Consider the following 15192-nt stretch of genomic DNA (forward strand, 5'->3'; position numbering starts at 1 on the left):
TCAGCCGGTTCACCCGGGCAGGAAGTCAATCGGAAATCTGACCTTCCGGGCTTCAACACTGTCAGCCCCGAAATTGAACAGCCTCACCCGCATGGCAATCCGCTGCTCGAGTTTGGGATGTTCAAGTTCTGAGCTGACCACCTCGCAGGCAGAGACCGAGCCATCGGGCTCGATGACCAGTTCGAGCAAAACCTTGCCTTCCAGAGTCGGATCTTGCCGCAGTTCCCGCTGGTACATGGAATAGAGCGCCGTTTTCTGGGCATCGAAGACCTTCCGGATATTGCTCATTGCCCGTTCGCCGACCGATGGCTCGGCCTTTACGGGCTTGGCAGCCACTTCCCGGGATTCCTCCACAGGCGCTTCCACTGTTTTTACTTCATGTTCGGCCACAGCGACGCTTGTCTCCGGGGCGGTGGCGTCGGCAACACCACCACTGCCAGCCAGAACCTGCTCCGAGTCCGTCGTTGTTCTGTTTCGTTCGACGGCGTCCGTCTGTGTATTGACCGCAAACTCCCTCGCTGGTGCCTGTTCGGGCGACCTCAGTGAAGCCAGTTTGTCTCTCATGGCAAGCAGGCCGGACCGGGATGCTTTCTCCCGGGCCTGCTGGGCGGTCTGTTTCGGCTCCGGCTCAGATACGGCCTTAGGCTTGGTTTCTGGTTTCGGGGCAGGCACAGGATCTGGCTCAACCCTGGCGACCTCCGGTTCCGGCTGCTTTGGTTTCTCCTTCACCACTTCCGGTTCGGGCTCGGGCTCAGGTTCCGGCTGGACCGGCTCCGGTGGCACGACCGGTTTCGGCTTTTCCACCAGGCGCGCCAGCCGGGGCGGAACCTTCTCGGCCTCGCTGCGTTCAATCTCCGGCACTTCCAGCATCGGGACCAGCAACGCCGGCGGCAGAAACAGCGCCAGCACCAACATCATAATAACCGCGAATCTTCGACGTTCGCCGAGGTCACTGCTCCATGGCAACCCCGAACCGGCCAACGGGGAATGTGCGTTATCAGCCATTGCGGACCTCCCCTTCCACGGCCAGACGCACCCGCCGATATTGTTCATCCACACAGGTCTGCATGACCTTGCGAAGCAGCCGATAATCGGTATCCCGCCCAGCCATAATGGTCACCTCAAGCCCCTCCTCCGGGATTTCGGACCAGCGATTACGGCGCCAGGAAAGCTCTTCCGAAAGGCCGGAGATATAGGTGTCACCGGTCTCGATACCCTCCAGTCTTGCCACTTCGCTGCCCTGAACCAGAATGGCATTGCCCGTTACCTGAACTGTCAGGCTCTCAACAGCCTCCTGTTGGGCCGTGGACTTGGGCAATGGCACATCTGCGGTGTTCTGCATCACTTTCACATCCGAGGAATTCACCATCAGGAAAAAAACCAGGATGGTGAAGATGTCCATCAGCGATACCAGGTTCAGACCACCGGGCTTGTGCATCCGGCCGTAATGCCGATGAATTCTTTTCGCCTTGCGGGACGTTTTCATGCCCCCCCTCCTGCTTGGGCACTGGCGTTTGCCGCAAGTTGTCTGCCTTCAGGCGCATCCATCAGCGAGACATCAGGAAACAGCTCCCCCTCCACCACGCTGGCAGCAACCACGGCGGGATACGAGCGAACGGTATCCATTGCTGTAACCAGTGTCTGGTAATCGATGTCCGGTCCTACCTCGAGCACCACGTCGGTTTTATCCGGCACCCGATTCTTGATCTGGCGGAGAACCGCTCGGAGACCCTCGAAATCCTGCCCCTGCTGATCCACGGGAAGCACCCGGATCAGACCTCGACTGCTATCTGCGATCTCGATACCTTCCGGAATAAGGGTAACAACAAGCCGTAACTCCTCTGGCTCCGGTGTCTGCCCTGCTTCCATACCCGGAAAATTCAGCTCGATCATCCGGACCTGGCTGAACACCATGCCAAGCAACAAAACCGGAACCAACACAATCATGAGATTGAGAAAGGCGGTGATATCCAGTTCCGGCGATGTACTTAACCTGCGGTGACGGCGTCTCATGGCATCGACTCAGGCAGCGGATGGCCGGGCGGCACTGCCCGCAACAGGGGTCGAGCCAGAATCAGAGACTATGTTCAGCAACTTCACGCCGGCCATCTCGAAACTGTCCACAATCTCATTGGTCCGTGTTTGCAGTACTGCATGGAACATGAGCAGAGGGATAGCCGACATCAGACCGAAGGCTGTGGTATTCATGGCCACTGAAATACTCTCGGACAGCAAGCTGGCTTTCTGGGAAGGGTCTGCCGCCGCCACTGCGGTAAAAGCCGCAATAAGACCAATAATGGTTCCCAGCAGGCCTAACAGAGTGGCGATATTGGCCAGGGTCGCCAGGTATTGGGTGCGTTTCTCCAGGCGCGGCAGTACTTCCATCAAGCCTTCTTCCATGGCGTATTCAACATCCTCTCGCCGGCTGTTGCTAAGCAACCGGCCGATCCCGGCCCCCATGATCGAGGCAATCGCACTATCGGAATTAGTGGCCGCTTTCATGGCCCTCTGATAATCCCGCTTCCTGAGTAGCGGCAGGATGCCTTGCTCGAAGGCAATCCGGTTGCGCCGTCTCACCGCCGAGAGATAGAAGAACCGTTCCAGAGTGATGGCCAGCCCCAACGCCAGTACGATGGCAATGGGGTACATGAAAGGCCCGCCTTCCTGGAAAAAACGTACGATGGTGTCCAGCATGATTATTCTCCCGTTATTACTGCGCAGTCACCGCTGAGCCCCCAAGGGGACTCAGGATCAGAGGGTTGAGGTTTTCGCGGAACAGACGGTGTCGCTCCAGGGCAACCGGATCAGCCGGACGCACCAGTTCCGGCGCTTCATCATTCAGATCAGCCCTTGGTCGCCTTGGCAGGCTCGGTGCCTGCCAGGGCAATATGTACAGTACCCGGGGCTCGTCTTCGCCAAGACTTGCAGACAAGCCCTCAACACTGAGCCGGACCGTGTCATCCCGATCCGCCTGTACCGGGGTAATAACCAGCATCTGAAGGCCTGCAAACATCAGCGCGGCAAAGATTGCTTTGGCGGTTTTTTGGATTTCAAACATTTATTCCAGCCTCCGTTCCAGATCCGCAATCCAGCCGGCCACTTGTTGGTCATCTTCTTCCGTCAGCTCCCGGTAACGGCTGTAGTGCACAAGGGCTGTTTCCAGATCCAGCAGATACAGTTCAGCGATTACCGCCAAATTGAAATGCAGCTCCGCCACATCTGGTGAATGGGCGAGGCCTCCTTCCAACAACTTGGCCGCTTCTGCGAACCGGTGTTGGTCCTTGAGCACGAGCGCCAGGTTGTTCACGGTTACAGCGTTGGTCGGGTCCAACTCCACGGCTTTTTTCCAGGCCTTTACAGCCGTACCTTTCCGGCCCTCTTCGAAGGCCGTGCGACCTTCATATTCAAACTTTGCGGCCAGTTCCGGATCTGTCTTGACCGACTCCTTCGGCTGTCGGATTTCCTGGCCGGCACAACCACCCAGAACCAAGAGCAAAAGGAGTACCGAGCGCAGTACTGTTTTACGAAACGGATTAAACGTCATCCTTCGACCTCATGTTCCAACTGAGCCATTTGACGCTTCGCTCGTAACGGCCCGGATGCAGTTCCGCAAGAACGCCAAGGCTTCGCCCGATCCAGGCATCGTAGCCTTCCGATGCGATCCGGCGGTGGTTTTCGGTGTGCAGTTGAATCGCCTTTTCTTCGAAGGGGTAAGCCTCCTCTTCCAGCAGCATCTGGTACTGCATGGCCTCAAGCTCATTCAGGTCCGAAGGGATGGTTGAGGTCATCAGGTCTTTGGCCAGGCCCCGGTAGAGCTCTGCCCTGCGGAACAAAGACTCAGACAGGACGCGCTCGCCACCGAGGGCTTCGGCATCGAGAAATCGCTGTCTGGCCGCTTCCAGGGCCTTCTGTTTGCGGTCCAATGATTGTTCCAGAGGCTGGCTCAGGCTGATACTGGTGAACACCGCTGCTGCCCGGCCGCCAAGCACCAGGGATGCACGGGATGACCACTCAAGTGTGTCTGCACTGTGCCAGGCACTGTCCAGCTCTGCCTGAACCAGAGCTTCCCGCCAGGAGTCCGGATCGTCACCCGTCTCTACCAGGCGATAACGGAATGTCTGAAGCCGCTCATGCTCAGATCCGTCGGCAGCTTCCGGACCCGTTGCAAGGTAATCCACGTACAGGGCATTCCGTTCGGCAATAATTCCGGCCTCATTCAGCAATTCTGCGGCGCTCATCCGCAGGCCCCAGGGGTTGGCGCTATTGTCAGCGGCCTGAAGTAATTCTGATGCCGCCTGGCTCGGTTTATCGGACTGAATCCAGGCATGTACCAGCTTGTCACTGATGCCCGCGGCCAGTTCGTGTTGCGGGTGGTCGGCACGAAACGCCTGCAGGTCCGCCACAGCGGCTGCCCAGTCTGATGCCTTCAGCAAGGTATTGGCGGCGTCGTACCGTGCCCGAATGGCGATTTCCGAGCCGGGTAACACTGAATCAACCCTCCGGAAGTGACCTACAGCCTCTCTGAACCTGCCGCGAGCGGCTGCCATCTCTCCCTGGCGATAGACCGCCGTCGCCAGTTGCCGGCGAACGGCCGCCCGCTGTTCGTCGGTCACATCTTCAAGCTGATCGCCCTCCGCAAGATCCAGCGCCTGATTCCAGGCCCGCTCTGCCAACCCATACTCACCTTCCTTCTGTCGAATTCGGGCTGTCACCTGCCAGGCTGTATATTGCTCCGCCGGCGATGCCCCGGCTGCCGTGAGAACCTGCGACGCGTAATGCAGTGCCCGCTCATGGTTGCCTACTGCAAGCCAGCGGGAGCCCAGATCCGCCATGAGGCCTGAAATCCGGGCATCATCGGCGAAACGCTTTTCAAAGCGATTGGCTTCGTTTGATAGATCCTGCAGTTCGGGCCTGAATGCAGCAGTCGGGAGCTTTTGGTCGACACCATCTCTTAACAGGATGACTGCGGCCCAGGCAGCATCAGCCGCCTCGTTGTAACCGGGCGCTTCGTAGGCAGCCTTGCGAAAGTTCACCAGCGCCTTCGCAAACTGCCCTGCCTGAAGTCGAGCATCTCCGGCTAGGCGCAGGATCTCTCCACTCTGAGCTACCCTGGGCGCCAGTCCTTCATAGTAGGATGCGGCATTTGCAAAGGCCTGACCGGAAGCTGCATCCTGCCCCTGCTCCGCAGCACGGCCCCCCAGGTCATAGTGATAGTCCGCCAGGCGCTTGCTGTAACTCCGCCATTTGTCGCTCTGGTCCCCATTCAGCTCAGCAAACGCCGGCTCCGCGCCATAAGTCTCAACGAATCGAGCCCGGGCAGCGCGAACCTGCTCAACGTCACCGGCCGCCTGCCATACATCCACCACCTGCAACAGGAAGGCTGGAACCGAATTGTGATTGGGAGAATACTCAATGAAGGCCGTGTTGGCGGCGACACTGGCCCGGGTGTCGCCAAGGATGGCGTAATAGTCCGCGAGGCGGTCAAACAGAAGATGTTCCCAGGGACGCGACCGTTCTCTATCCAGCCAGGAAATCAGGGTGTCCGGGCCGCTGTTTCGTGCGGCCATTAATGCCAGGACCCGAAAGGTATCGTCGATGGTATCAACGCTGGACTCACTGACCGACTCCAGGCTCTGTTCCTGCGGTAAAAACTCATCCAGAACCTCGACGAAGGTTGCGGCAGCCCTGTTCCAGGCAGACGGCCCCTGCTTGAACTGGCTCCAACCAAGCATGTATCTGGCCTTTGTGCTGAATTCTTCGCTGTCATCGGATGTAACCAGGTGACGGTAGCCGTTTTCAGCCTCGGCGTACTGGCCAGCGGCAAAGGCGGATTCTGCCAATCGGAATCTTGCCTCCGTTACCAGAGGCGATTGAGGGTATAGCCCGATCAGCTGTTTCAGCCTCTGGATAGACGCATCCTGTTGTCCTGTCAGGGCATGGGCCTTGGCCATCTGGTAAAGCAGTTCATCCAGCCGGCCACCATAGGAGCCGCGCTCCAGAATCGACTCGTAACTGCTGATTGCCTCGCTGTAGACCCTTTCCTCTTCAGCCGGAGAGAACCCGATATCTTCACCTGAACGATCCCGGATATTGCTCAGACGGTTAAGGGCATCAATCCTCACCTCCGGTTCGTCAGATGTCCGGAACAGGCGGTGATAACGCCGGGCAACTTCCGAGGGCGAGATAGCCGGCATGGGCCGGCTTTCAAAGGTCAGGAAAACCGGACGCATATCCCCGATGGTCTCGCCGTCCCTGCCCAGCTCCACACGGAAGGATTCCTGAGCCATAGCCGGCGCAACCAGAAGCAGGGAGAGACAGAGGCTCTGGATCGGCCGGATCATGGCTTTGTTTCCTCCAGATTCTGGAGGGCAAGATATTCATACAGGTGAGCAATCTGTTGTTCAGTTTTGTCCAGTGCAAAGGCCATCTGCTGGTCCCTGGCCTCGACATAATCCAGAGCCAATTCGTCCAGCGCCGCTTCAGATGCCCGGAGCAACTGAAGCACAGACGAAGCCAGCGCTTCATTGCGCTCTGTCAGCACGGCAGCTGTGTGACGTAAACGTTCCAGGATTTCAGGTTGGCCCGATGCATTGCTCCTGACCTGATTCAACCGCGTCTGGGCGTCCGAGAGGGTTTTCCGGAGGGCCTGGATACGGGCTTGCCCGCCAGGACTGGCGTTATCCGCGAGCCGCTGGAGCCGTGCACCGAGCTCTTCACCTTTAGCAATCAGATCAGCTGTGCGTTGCCTGGAGCCCTGCTCCTGAATGCCGACCAGCTGTTCGGTCAGCGCTTCCTGAAATACCTCAAGGTCGTGCCCATAACGTTCCAGTTTCGCGGCCATCAAGCGAAGAGCTGCCACCCTCCCCGCAGCGGTCTGGGCATTCATCTCTTCCAGGAACCCCAGGAGGTAGGCCATCCGCGGCTGGGTCAATGTGCGACTGTCTGCAAGAAACCAGTCGACCCCGGTTTCCCGGGCATCTTCCACCAGGGTTTTGTAGGCCCCTTGTTCGCGAACCTTTCCCGCCAGTTTGCGGAGAGTCACCCGCTCACTCTCAAAGGCGGCGTTGGCGGCCAGATAGGCTTCACCGGCCTGCCCGAGATAGCCGGATAGGTCGTAGCCCCTGCCCATGCCAATCCAGGCGTCAGCGACACCGGGGTACGCCAGAGGATACTTCCGGGCCCGGTGCCAGCTCTGCATCGCTGCCCGATGATTGCCTTTTTCAGCCAGGGCGAGACCATGAAGATACAGTGCCCTGGGGGTGTTAAAGCTATCGAGATCGACCTTCTCCAGGAAGCTTATCGCCTTGTCAAACTCGCCATGCTGGTAAGCAAGGTAGCCCGCCCGAACCAGCAGATTATTCTTCAGGTGCTCGCTGCGACCGGAATTGTCGTCGCCCTCGGACATGGCTAACGCTACCCGCAGAGCAACCAGCGCCCTGGCCGGGTTGAGATCGGTTTTCGCGTAATCGCTGGCAAGATTGAGGTAACCCAGAGCCGCCCAGTAGCCTTCTTTCATTCCGGCCAGGATTCGCCCAGCCTCATCGGTACGACCCTCGGTCCTTGCCTTTTCCGCCGCTTCGAAGAGCGCTTGCTGTCGGCCATCACCAAGGTTGATGCCAACATCCCCGGCCTGTCGGAATTCCGTGAGGCCAGAACGAAGTTCGTCCGGCATTGACGGCGTAGCCGCCAAGGAAAACCCGCAGACAGTCAGAAGTACCGGAACCAGCAGGACCCGCAACACCATGACGCCCTACTCCCACTCCACGAAAGAAACCCGGGGTTCGTAATCGGGAGCCCGGGCTTCAAGGCTTAATTGCAGACGCAGAACGCCGGGGCGTTTTCTGAACCGGTGCGTGGATTCCCGACGCACAAAATCATCATCGGCAGAGCGAGCGGTAATGACCGTTTTCAACTCATGCTCGCCGTTTGCCAGATTCCCGGTGAACAACTGCTGTATTCCGCCCCGTTCAAGTGAAGCTCGCTCTCTGTCGGAATACAGGTGGGAGGCCACTGGCTGGCCATTCACAAACAGCTCGACGGAATCGAGATCGAGGGCATCCCGGCTTTGAAGTGTCAGAAAAACTGCCAGCCGGGTATTGGCTGGGTGCAGCACCTTTTGTTCGAGGGCAAACACGCGCTCGGAGTGACTGACGACCTCGGCGCTCAGGCGCTCGAGCTCTTCATCAAGCCCGGCCGCTGGTATTGCGGGAGCGGGCAGCAATGCAAGAATAACGGATCCGATGGCCACTACCCTTCGATGTGCTATCCGGCGCCTTTGTGTTTGTTGTGTGCCGAACATAAGCCTCCTGCCTTTGCAGCCTCTGTAACTCATGAAAACTTCTGTAACAGATCGACAGAAAGCGTAACACTTGGTAACCGTCAAGAACGGTATCCAGATCACCAAATGAAAAACGCGAGTTCGGCAGTTCGAAATTGAGAAGAGTGTCGAGTTATTTGACGGTATTCAGGAGGGGAGGAAAATCAGAACCCGGAATTCGCATAACTGGATTTTTAAACGACTGTTTTAACAGCCTTTAATCCAACTGGCCCTGTATTTGCTCTCTGGAAAGCGGCGGGAAAGCCTTCAGGCAACCCCGCTTGATATGCCGAGCTTTGCCGATGCCCTCAACCGCATCGGCTTTTTTTATTTACTCAGTTGCTTCATGGCCGATTCGAGGCCTTCAACCGTTAGCGGGTACATGTGGTCGTTAACGAGTTGCTTCGTCATTCCCAACGACCCCCCATTGCCCCAATAACTCTCCGGGAGCGGATTGATCCACACAACCTTCCGGAAATGTTCGGTGATGCGCTGGAACCACGTGGCGCCCGCTTCCTCATTCCAGTGCTCGATGGAGCCACCGGGGTGGGAGATCTCGTAGGGAGCCATCGTTGCGTCACCCACAAAGATCACCTTGTAGTCGGGCGTGTACTTGTGAAGGATGTCCCAGGTGCTGGTGGTTTCGTTCATGCGGCGGATATTGTTCTTCCAGACACTCTCATAGATGAAATTGTGGAAGTAAAAATATTCCATATGCTTGAACTCTAGCCGGGCAGCAGAAAACAGTTCCTCGCACACCCGGACGTGGGGGTCCATGGAACCGCCGACATCAAAGAAGATCAGCACCTTCACCGCATTGTGTCGTTCGGGCACCATTTTCAGGTCCAGATAGCCGGCATTGCGAGCTGTCGAACGGATGGTGTCATCCATATCCAGCTGGTCCGCCGCGCCCTGGCGGGCGAACTTCCGCAGTCGGCGCAGCGCCACCTTGATGTTGCGGATGCCCAGGGTCACGCTGTCGTCGAGATCCTTGAATTCGCGCTTTTCCCAGACTTTCACGGCCCTGCCGTGACGACCATTCTTCTGGCCGATCCGGAACCCCTCCGGGTTGTAACCGTTAGCTCCAAAGGGTGAAGTACCGCCGGTACCGATCCATTTGTTCCCGCCAGCGTGACGCTCCTGCTGCTCCTCCATCCGCTTTTTGAAGGTCTCAATCAGCTCCTCCAGGCCTCCGAGAGAATCGATCTTTGCCTTCTCTTCCTCAGACAGGTGCTTCTCGAACTCGGCCCGCAACCAGTCGTCCGGAATCAGGGCTTCAAGCAGGTCGTCGAGATTCTCGATTCCTTCAAAGTAAGCCTGGAACGCGCGGTCAAACTTGTCGAAGTGGCGCTCGTCCTTGACGAGGCAAAGACGGGACAGGTAATAGAACTCCTCCATATCCGCAAAGGCAAGCCGTTTCTGCAGGGCTTCCAGAAGATCCAGAAACTCTCTCAGGCTGGCAGGCACTCTCGCGCGCCGGACTTCAAGAAAAAAATCAATCAACATAAAACGTGACTCTTGCCAATGAGCTTGCCGAGAATCAGCTGCGACGACGGGCCATGAAAGCGAGCTTCTGCAGCAGGTGCACATCCTGCTCGTTCTTCACCAGGGCCCCGTAAAGCGGTGGCAGCGCCGAGCTGGTATCCTTCTCCTGCAACATTTTCGCAGACAGCTCATCCGCCATCAGCAGTTTCAGCCAGTCAATCAGCTCCGAGGTAGACGGTTTCTTCTTCAGGCCCGGCACCTTACGCACATCAAAGAAAACTTCCAGGGCATCGCGAACGATTTCCTGCTGCAAGCCCGGGAAATGTACGTCCACGATATTCTGCATGGTGTCGTGGTCCGGGAAGCTGATGTAGTGGAAGAAACACCGGCGCAGGAAGGCATCCGGCAATTCCTTCTCGTTGTTACTGGTGATCACCACGATCGGACGCTTCTTTGCCTTTACGGACTGCTGGGTCTCGTAGACGAAGAACTCCATCCGGTCGAGTTCCAGCAACAAGTCATTGGGGAATTCGATATCGGCCTTGTCAATCTCGTCGATCAGCAGCACCACCTGCTCGTCCGCCTCGAAGGCCTCCCAGAGCTTGCCCTTGACGATGTAGTTGCTGATGTCCTTGACCTTTTCATCGCCCAGCTGGGAATCCCGCAGACGGGAAACCGCATCGTATTCGTAGAGACCCTGCTGTGCCTTGGTGGTGGACTTGATGTGCCAGGGAATAAGCTTCATGCCCAGGCCGGCGGCCATTTCCTCCGCCAGCAGGGTTTTCCCGGTGCCCGGCTCGCCTTTGATCAACAGCGGGCGCTGAAGCGCAATTGCTGCGTTGACGGCCATTTGCAGGTCATCGGTGGCTACGTACTTTTCGGTACCGGTAAACTTCATGCTCTGGTTCCTGTTGGTTACTTTTTCTGGTCTTTCTGATCAGGCTTTTTCTTCGAATCGTCTTCGGGCAATCCGGACTCATCCTGATCATAATCGGGTAAATCGTCGAACTCGGACAAATCGAAATCCTCAAGCCCGAACTCTTCCTCGTCATCTTCTTCCGGCTCATCAGCGTCGGAGGGATCGGCGACATCCTCTAACTCAGGAATATCCTCATCCGTCTCTGCAGGCTCTTCTTCCACCGGCGTATCGGCCACCGGGATGTCCTCTTCCAGGTCATCGGCCGATTCCATTTCGGATTCAGAAAGCGCTTCATCTTCCGCTTTCAGAGTGGCCTCATGCTCATCAATCACGGCTTCCAGCTCGGACATATCATCTTCTGGCGCCTCCTCGGTGACCTCCGGAATCTCCTCGATTTCGGCATCCTCTTCCTGCTGAGGGCTTTCTTCCGGCTCAAGGCTTTCTTCTGGCTGAGAGCTTTCTTCTGGCTGATGGCTCTCCTCTTGCTGAAGATTGTCGTCCGCATCGTCGCTAGCCTCTGGCTCGGCATCCGCTTGAGGCTCCTCCTGCAGATCCTCAAGCGTTTCTCGTTCTGCGGCGGCCTCTGCCTGCTCCTGCTGGCGTTGCTTCCGCTGGCGAAGTGCAAACCACACCAGGCCGCCGATCAGCACCACACCACCGCCAGCTGCTGCGACCATCCACAAGGGTACTGCAAAGGCGGTTTCCGTATCTTCCGACTGCTCAGGCGCCGGCTCAGGCTCCTGTGTCGGCGGCGTCACCGGCTCCTCTGCCTGGCTTACATCGATGGGCGATGATATCGCAGGTTCAGGCTCGGATTGCTCCGGCTCGGATACGGGCGGCTCCGGCTCAGATTGCTCGGAGGCGGGCTCCGATTCAATTACCTCGGGCTCCACCTGTTCAAATGGCTGATCGGCAGGTTCCGTCCCTTCAGGTACCGTGAACCCGACAGTCGCACTGAACTTGCGGCTGAAGGTCTGGCCGTCGGCAACGACATCAAAAGTGTAGAGGCCAGCGGCCGGCAATCGACTCACCGTATCCCGATAGGTGCCATCTTCTGGCGGCTGTTCACCAGACAATACTTTGGTTCCGCTCCGGCCATCTTCCGAGGTGATACTGAGGCTGACCTCAATCACACCCAGAAAATCAGGATTGGTGATTTTCTCCCCTTCCTCGAAAAAAGCAACCCGGATGTTCAGCGGGTCCTCTGCGGTAAACGACGGTGGTAGTGGATTAACCACCATCCTGAGATCGCTGACCACCGTTACCCGGCTGCCCTCGCCCAGCTCGCCATTGATACGCCATTGCCCGGCCAACGGCTCATTGACCGTGATCAGGTCATAGCCCGCTTCCCTGGCCCAGCGGACATTATCGGGAAATTCAGAAAGATTGACGGTCTGCTCATCCGGGCGCACCAGGGCAAGCTCCCGTGTTGCGGAGGTCTCGGACTCGCCCCAGAAAATCAGGGCGGTAAATTCACTGACGCCCTCGTCTACAGTGAAACCGTTGCCCTCGATCGGAATCTGCTCCTGGGGTACCGCGGTGTTCAGGGCCTGGAGAAACGCCAGGTTCAGTGCATCCGCCGTATCGGCCACCTGGAAACGGCCACCGGATTCCGTCGCCAACGCCTTCAGAAAGTCAGTATCGGCAGCCTCTGACAGGGCTACAGGGTGAAACGTGGCGCCCCGCTCGATGAGATCCGCCACAATCGTGTCCAGAATCCGTTTTTCTTCTGCCGTATTGGCGGCGGCATCGTCGGAGATATCGACCTTGCCATCAGTTAGCAGGATAAAGTGGGTCTGCCCCAGATCGCCATCCGTGAAATAGTCATCGCTTGCCGTCTCAATAGCCGCGCCAAGGTTGGTTCTGAGGGCAACGGAATTGATCTGCGCGGAACGCTGGATGGCCATATCCCGCCAGGTATCGGTCACCTCCTGGTGCGGCACCAGCATGTTGACATACTGTCCGAACGTCCAGACACCGGCACTGGCTCCCTCTGGCAACAGCCGGGCGAGCAAACGAACGGCAGGTTGACGCAGATTCTCCGGATCGGTCTCTTTCATGGAACCCGAGATATCGACAATGATCCGCACGTCCGACTGTTCTGGCAGTTGAACGTCATCGATCTCCTGGGCGCCAAGCCCGGCAGACAAGCTGAGCGCGAGAAAAGCCGCGAACAGGCCCAACCATCTCGATGTCATCTCTCTCAAGGCATCCATCCTTTTATTGTTTTCCCGATTTACTTGCGAACCAGGCGGTAACGAACCAGATCCAGTACCCAGACCAGCAACATTACCAATCCAGCCAGACCGAGATTGAACAGCGCCCGGCCTGAAGCGTCGGCGTCGCCGAGGATCATTTCGTAACCGCCAAACAGCCAGGCCGGAATCCACCAGCCGGCCAATTCCGGCGACTCCACCGGGGTAAGCAGCAAGGCCACCAGGGCGGCAAGAATCAGGGTACGAACCCCGTAAAACGGAAGGAAACGCACAAGGCTCTTCATCATGTAAAAGAATACGACAAAGGCGATGGCGTAGGCGGCCCAGAATATCCCGTAGGCCAGTTGTGCATCAGTATCAATCATTACAGGATCCAGTGAATGATGTGTTCTTCCCAGTCTTCTTCCGGCACGCGGTCCTCTGAGATGACCTTGTGGCGAATCGAAACGCCTGCCTCGTGTACGGAGCCCGGATCCCCGCTTCGCAGAGGATGCCAGTCGGCCAGCGGCCGGTCTTCAGCCAACGTTCGGTAGGCGCAGGTATATGGCAACCAATGGTAGTCGCTGACGGTATCCGGTGTCAGCACTGTGCAGCCCGGCACTTTCTTTAGCCGTTCTTCATAAACGGTGCACTGGCACGTTTCCTCGTCCATGTAACGGCAGACAAGGTCGGTGTGGTAAACCTCACCGGTGTCCTCGTCTTCCAGTTTGTTGAGGCAACACTTGCCGCAACCGTCGCAGAGAGACTCCCATTCCTGCGCCGTCATCTCATTCAGGCGTTTACGCTGCCAGAACGGCACCTGGGCAATCATGGATTGCGCTGCTCCAGCTTACGCTTGAAGTCCACCACATAGCTTTCCTGCTCTTCCGGCATCTGCAGAAAAAAGCCCTTCTCGTTGATCGCTTCCAGAACCTGCTTTCCAGTGGTTCGTGCCAGCTTACGGTCGGGTGTCAGCACGAGGTCCATGGAGTGGACCGGCCGCCCGAAGATACCCCGGAGGCTCTCGGGAAGATCCTCCCAGTTCTGGCCGCGGCGAACGAAAAGGTAGGTGTCGCTCTTCTTGCTGCTGCGGAAAACGGAAACGAACTCTCGCTCTTTCATGACTTCAGCAATTCCTCGATATCAGCGCGGACAGGCGCGAGAACTTGCGCCCGCCAGCCCTGGAAAAATTCATGTTTCGCCAGATCGGGATGCTGCACAACCTTCTCAAGACGCTTCCTGGGCGCCAGCAATTCCATCGGAATATCAGCATCTTCTGAAGCTTTCCTGAAAAGACGCTTTAACTGTTTGAAGAAGCCCTGCTGATCCCGTGACAATGGTGGCGCGATCCTCTCAAGGGAGGAATTATCCGCGGTCGCCCCCCGGCTAACAAGCTCAAGGATGGTTTCACCGTATCGGCGGACAGCGCCGGAAGGGACACCCTGAATGTTGGAAAGCTCCTTGAGTGAACCGGGTAGCCTTTCCGCAATGGCAATCAATAGAGGGTCAGCCAGCACCCTGTTCCTCGGCCGGTCCCGCCGCTGACATTCCAGTTCGCGCCAACGAACCAGTTCTCTGAGCACCCCCTGCTGCTGGGCAGAAAGCGTCCAGCCTCCGCGCAGCTTCAGGTAATGGTTGTCCGGATCTTCCTGCCCTGCCAGCTCATCGGCAAAACGAGCCGACTCCTCCACGAGGGCCGCCTCTAGCCCGCGATCACGCAATAATTGGCTAACCCACTGGTACATCGGCTCCAGAAAACGGATATCGTCGATCGCATAGCGTTGCTGGTCGTCGCTCAATGGTCTTGCCAGCCAGTCGGAGCGGGTGGCGGACTTGTCCAGCGTCTCGACAAAAAGAGTTTCCACCAGCCTGGCGTAACCGAGGGAAAACCCGGCTCCGGCCATTGCAGCACCAATTTGAAGGTCTATCACACCGGCAGGCTCAATGTTGAGCCACTGGCGGAACAATTCCAGGTCTTCGCTCATGGCGTACAGGAGCTTAGGGATGCCCGGATCTGCCAGTATTTCCCGGAAACGTCGGGATTTCTCCGCAACGGAAGGGTCCACCAGGCAGAACTCACCACCAAGTCCCAGCTGAACGAGGCCCGGAATCGGATAGAAGGTGTTTACCCTCTCGAATTCAGTGTCCAGAGACAGAGGTTTGCCAGGTGATCGTTCCAGCCATTGGTCCAGCGCCTGCGGCTCCCGGACCCAATGAATGCTGGCCGGGGCCGGGGGAACGTCAACAGCCATCGAGGCGTGGGCAGAAATATCCAT

Annotated in this window: 16 protein-coding genes; all 16 read right to left on the reverse strand. The window is 57.6% G+C overall.

What is annotated here, in order from left to right:
* Positions 1-9 precede the first annotated feature (9 nt).
* The 16 genes from NUW46_RS10950 to NUW46_RS11025 all read right to left on the reverse strand — a co-directional run bounded on the left by NUW46_RS10950 (position 10) and on the right by NUW46_RS11025 (position 15192).
* Positions 10-1005, reverse strand: a complete 996-nt coding sequence (locus tag NUW46_RS10950) for an AgmX/PglI C-terminal domain-containing protein (protein WP_418140088.1) — start codon at positions 1003-1005, stop codon at positions 10-12.
* Complete coding sequence (locus tag NUW46_RS10955) at positions 998-1486, reverse strand: ExbD/TolR family protein (protein ID WP_069183509.1); 489 nt, start codon at positions 1484-1486, stop codon at positions 998-1000. Before NUW46_RS10955 ends, NUW46_RS10950 begins: the two co-directional genes overlap by 8 nt.
* Positions 1483-2013 carry an ExbD/TolR family protein gene (locus tag NUW46_RS10960; RefSeq protein ID WP_418140089.1) on the reverse strand — a complete coding sequence of 177 codons (531 nt, stop codon included), beginning with the start codon at positions 2011-2013 and terminating at the stop codon, positions 1483-1485. The genes NUW46_RS10955 and NUW46_RS10960 overlap by 4 nt, the downstream gene beginning before the upstream one ends.
* A 9-nt stretch (positions 2014-2022) precedes the next feature.
* Positions 2023-2694, reverse strand: a complete 672-nt coding sequence (locus NUW46_RS10965; RefSeq protein WP_418140090.1) for a MotA/TolQ/ExbB proton channel family protein — start codon at positions 2692-2694, stop codon at positions 2023-2025.
* Positions 2695-2710: 16 nt separating this feature from the next.
* Positions 2711-3058 (reverse strand): hypothetical protein, encoded by a 348-nt coding sequence (locus NUW46_RS10970; protein WP_418140091.1) that lies wholly within the window; start codon positions 3056-3058, stop codon positions 2711-2713.
* A complete protein-coding gene (locus NUW46_RS10975) occupies positions 3059-3544 on the reverse strand; it encodes a tetratricopeptide repeat protein (protein ID WP_418140092.1) in 486 nt (161 codons plus the stop codon).
* Entirely contained in the window at positions 3534-6341 is a 2808-nt protein-coding gene (locus NUW46_RS10980; RefSeq protein ID WP_418140093.1) for a tetratricopeptide repeat protein, read from the reverse strand. Before NUW46_RS10980 ends, NUW46_RS10975 begins: the two co-directional genes overlap by 11 nt.
* Positions 6338-7744, reverse strand: a complete 1407-nt coding sequence (locus NUW46_RS10985) for a hypothetical protein (protein ID WP_418140094.1) — start codon at positions 7742-7744, stop codon at positions 6338-6340. The genes NUW46_RS10980 and NUW46_RS10985 overlap by 4 nt, the downstream gene beginning before the upstream one ends.
* A 6-nt stretch (positions 7745-7750) precedes the next feature.
* The gene (locus NUW46_RS10990; protein WP_418140095.1) at positions 7751-8299 is read right to left on the reverse strand and encodes an AraC family transcriptional regulator; all 549 of its coding nucleotides are present in this window, start codon (positions 8297-8299) and stop codon (positions 7751-7753) included.
* Between the two features lie 345 nt (positions 8300-8644).
* Positions 8645-9823 carry a vWA domain-containing protein gene (locus NUW46_RS10995; protein WP_069183501.1) on the reverse strand — a complete coding sequence of 393 codons (1179 nt, stop codon included), beginning with the start codon at positions 9821-9823 and terminating at the stop codon, positions 8645-8647.
* 34 nt (positions 9824-9857) lie between these two features.
* Complete coding sequence (locus tag NUW46_RS11000; RefSeq protein WP_069183500.1) at positions 9858-10700, reverse strand: AAA family ATPase; 843 nt, start codon at positions 10698-10700, stop codon at positions 9858-9860.
* Between the two features lie 17 nt (positions 10701-10717).
* Positions 10718-12919 carry a VWA domain-containing protein gene (locus NUW46_RS11005; protein ID WP_418140096.1) on the reverse strand — a complete coding sequence of 734 codons (2202 nt, stop codon included), beginning with the start codon at positions 12917-12919 and terminating at the stop codon, positions 10718-10720.
* 38 nt (positions 12920-12957) lie between these two features.
* Entirely contained in the window at positions 12958-13302 is a 345-nt protein-coding gene (locus NUW46_RS11010; RefSeq protein ID WP_069183498.1) for a hypothetical protein, read from the reverse strand.
* The gene (locus tag NUW46_RS11015; RefSeq protein ID WP_069183497.1) at positions 13302-13748 is read right to left on the reverse strand and encodes a YcgN family cysteine cluster protein; all 447 of its coding nucleotides are present in this window, start codon (positions 13746-13748) and stop codon (positions 13302-13304) included. The genes NUW46_RS11010 and NUW46_RS11015 overlap by 1 nt, the downstream gene beginning before the upstream one ends.
* Positions 13745-14038: a YcgL domain-containing protein gene (locus tag NUW46_RS11020; protein ID WP_418140097.1), complete on the reverse strand. Its 294-nt coding sequence runs from the start codon at positions 14036-14038 to the stop codon at positions 13745-13747. Before NUW46_RS11020 ends, NUW46_RS11015 begins: the two co-directional genes overlap by 4 nt.
* Entirely contained in the window at positions 14035-15192 is a 1158-nt protein-coding gene (locus NUW46_RS11025) for a ribonuclease D (RefSeq protein ID WP_418140098.1), read from the reverse strand. Before NUW46_RS11025 ends, NUW46_RS11020 begins: the two co-directional genes overlap by 4 nt.

This window comes from Marinobacter sp. MA (genome assembly GCF_048298425.1).
Taxonomy (GTDB): Bacteria; Pseudomonadota; Gammaproteobacteria; order Pseudomonadales; family Oleiphilaceae; genus Marinobacter; species Marinobacter salsuginis.

What these genes read in the sequence shown, in the direction of transcription:
- NUW46_RS11000 (WP_069183500.1), bottom strand. Translation starts at nt 10,700, where the DNA reads ATGAAGTTTACCGGTACCGAAAAGTACGTAGCCACCGATGACCTGCAA.
- NUW46_RS11010 (WP_069183498.1), bottom strand. Translation starts at nt 13,302, where the DNA reads ATGATTGATACTGATGCACAACTGGCCTACGGGATATTCTGGGCCGCC.
- NUW46_RS11025 (WP_418140098.1), bottom strand. Translation starts at nt 15,192, where the DNA reads ATGGATATTTCTGCCCACGCCTCGATGGCTGTTGACGTTCCCCCGGCC.
- NUW46_RS10965 (WP_418140090.1), bottom strand. Translation starts at nt 2,694, where the DNA reads ATGCTGGACACCATCGTACGTTTTTTCCAGGAAGGCGGGCCTTTCATG.
- NUW46_RS10970 (WP_418140091.1), bottom strand. Translation starts at nt 3,058, where the DNA reads ATGTTTGAAATCCAAAAAACCGCCAAAGCAATCTTTGCCGCGCTGATG.
- NUW46_RS11020 (WP_418140097.1), bottom strand. Translation starts at nt 14,038, where the DNA reads ATGAAAGAGCGAGAGTTCGTTTCCGTTTTCCGCAGCAGCAAGAAGAGC.
- NUW46_RS10975 (WP_418140092.1), bottom strand. Translation starts at nt 3,544, where the DNA reads ATGACGTTTAATCCGTTTCGTAAAACAGTACTGCGCTCGGTACTCCTT.
- NUW46_RS10960 (WP_418140089.1), bottom strand. Translation starts at nt 2,013, where the DNA reads ATGAGACGCCGTCACCGCAGGTTAAGTACATCGCCGGAACTGGATATC.
- NUW46_RS11015 (WP_069183497.1), bottom strand. Translation starts at nt 13,748, where the DNA reads ATGATTGCCCAGGTGCCGTTCTGGCAGCGTAAACGCCTGAATGAGATG.
- NUW46_RS10955 (WP_069183509.1), bottom strand. Translation starts at nt 1,486, where the DNA reads ATGAAAACGTCCCGCAAGGCGAAAAGAATTCATCGGCATTACGGCCGG.
- NUW46_RS10995 (WP_069183501.1), bottom strand. Translation starts at nt 9,823, where the DNA reads ATGTTGATTGATTTTTTTCTTGAAGTCCGGCGCGCGAGAGTGCCTGCC.
- NUW46_RS10985 (WP_418140094.1), bottom strand. Translation starts at nt 7,744, where the DNA reads ATGGTGTTGCGGGTCCTGCTGGTTCCGGTACTTCTGACTGTCTGCGGG.
- NUW46_RS10990 (WP_418140095.1), bottom strand. Translation starts at nt 8,299, where the DNA reads ATGTTCGGCACACAACAAACACAAAGGCGCCGGATAGCACATCGAAGG.
- NUW46_RS10980 (WP_418140093.1), bottom strand. Translation starts at nt 6,341, where the DNA reads ATGATCCGGCCGATCCAGAGCCTCTGTCTCTCCCTGCTTCTGGTTGCG.
- NUW46_RS10950 (WP_418140088.1), bottom strand. Translation starts at nt 1,005, where the DNA reads ATGGCTGATAACGCACATTCCCCGTTGGCCGGTTCGGGGTTGCCATGG.
- NUW46_RS11005 (WP_418140096.1), bottom strand. Translation starts at nt 12,919, where the DNA reads ATGACATCGAGATGGTTGGGCCTGTTCGCGGCTTTTCTCGCGCTCAGC.